The following is a 1,680-nucleotide window of genomic DNA, read 5'->3' as shown; positions in this document are numbered from 1 at the left end:
TTTGGTGTCCCGTTGACCGCAGTGTTAGCCGCGAGACCAGTGACCGATTGAAAAACCGAACGGCCTGCCAGGGCAAGGCGACCAAGAGAAACCCGAGTCGTGCCCGCAACGGCGCCCGCACGAGCGAAAGCCGAAAAATCGCCGCCCACTTCGCCCGGCAAAACACCGAAGAACGTTTCCAGCGAAGCAGCGCCGTCAAACGCGCAAGCGCTAAACCACCCGCCCGCGTTTGAAGGCGCCGCGTTCGAAGCCCGCGACGATTGAGCGGACGCCAGCCCCACGGTGAGATAGCCCGACGAACCACCGAAACCCTGCGGCGCCCCGCAAAGCGAGAAGCGCAGGGACAGCGATTCAAACAGTGCCAGCAGGAATCTCGAATGAATAAACACGGGGCTAACGTGGAGCTAACCGGCTGCCGGAGCCGAAGGCGGAGGGCACCGAAATGCGCAGCATTTCGGCAGTCCGGTTGAGCGCAGGGTTAGGCAGCACGGTCTTGAAACCCCGTGTATTGGAAGATGAAGTCCTCGGTTTGCTTCCCGTGAAGTTCAGCGGGCTCTTTGCGTTGCAGTTTGAACTGGCACTTCTCGAGAACGCGGATGGATGAGAAGTTGCGGGTATCGACTGCAGCCAAGAGGGGCTGGCCATCAAATTTTGTGAAAAGCTCGCCCGTTAGCCAGGATAGCGCGGAGGTTGCGATTCCCTTGCCCCATGCCGACGGAACGATCTTGTACCCGACCCAAAGCAAACCATCGGCAAAGCGTGTGGCTTGAAGCGTTCCTACACAAGTGCCGGAGGCGCCATCGCGAATTGCCCAATTCAACCAGACTTCACCGCTGCCGGCTGGAGCGCCAGCATTGAATTCTGCGTACTCGCGCTGCAATGCTTCGAGCGACCTTGGCGGGCCCTCGGGAATGAAATGATAGAGCCGCTCATCGAGAAAATCGTTGTGTAGCTCGATGGCGTGCTCTTCGCTGAGCGGCTCGTATACGAGTGACTGTAGGGCAAGCGTCATTTGTGATGCCTAACGTAAAAGTAACCGGCACCGGAGCGCCAGCGGAGGGAACCCCAATGCGCAGCATTGGGGTGTCCGGTTGACTGCCAGGTTAGGGAATGGCCGGACAATGAGTTGCTGACTCATGATTCCGCAAACGTCTTCAGGACTTCCAGAAAGCGCGTGAATGAATCTGCCAAGAAATAGGTTCCAAAATCTGGCGGCGCTACTCCGTCATAGGTGAAGTAGTCGTGGTCGGAAAAGTAGATTGAGCCAAATATCTCAGGCTCTAGCGAGATAGAGACTAAATTGCCTCCCGGGTCTACTCCAACAGGAACTAGATGCGTTGGAATACGGCCGGAATATTCAATAAAATTGTCTGGCACTGAATGAAGCGAATATGGCCCAGTTTGCAAGCCGAAGAAATAGACTTCAGTTTCCCAGCTCTCCAAACCGTCTGAAACCAGAAATGAACTGGCCTTTGGCGTTTCTCCGCCCGTTTCCAACAGGTAGGTGCGATAGTCTTCCGGGAGGCGAAGGCCAATTGCTCCCTCAAAATCTTCAAGGACTTTCTGCCGGTCAGAGATGAACGATGGTGAAAACAAGGTGTTCCCTAACGTTGGAGGTAACGGGCACCGGAGCGCAGCGGAGGGAACCAAACTGCGCAGCAGTTTGGTGTCCCGTTGACC

3 protein-coding genes are annotated in these 1,680 nt (G+C 56.2%); all 3 read right to left on the bottom strand.

Going from position 1 to position 1,680, the window contains the following annotated elements; genetic code table 11:
• Positions 1-389: hypothetical protein (locus OPU71_RS21150; protein WP_267730089.1), on the bottom strand; the 389-nt coding region annotated here is incomplete at its 3' end.
• A gap of 89 nt (positions 390-478) precedes the next feature.
• Complete coding sequence (locus OPU71_RS21145) at positions 479-1,012, bottom strand: GNAT family N-acetyltransferase (protein WP_267730088.1); 534 nt, start codon at positions 1,010-1,012, stop codon at positions 479-481.
• Between the two features lie 122 nt (positions 1,013-1,134).
• On the bottom strand, positions 1,135-1,680 hold a 546-nt coding region (locus OPU71_RS21140; protein ID WP_267730086.1), incomplete at its 5' end, for an SMI1/KNR4 family protein.

The sequence above is a fragment of the Niveibacterium sp. 24ML genome, assembly GCF_026586805.1.
In the GTDB taxonomy this organism is placed as follows: Bacteria; Pseudomonadota; Gammaproteobacteria; order Burkholderiales; family Rhodocyclaceae; genus Niveibacterium.
This window is presented reverse-complemented; position numbering and strand designations above follow the sequence as displayed.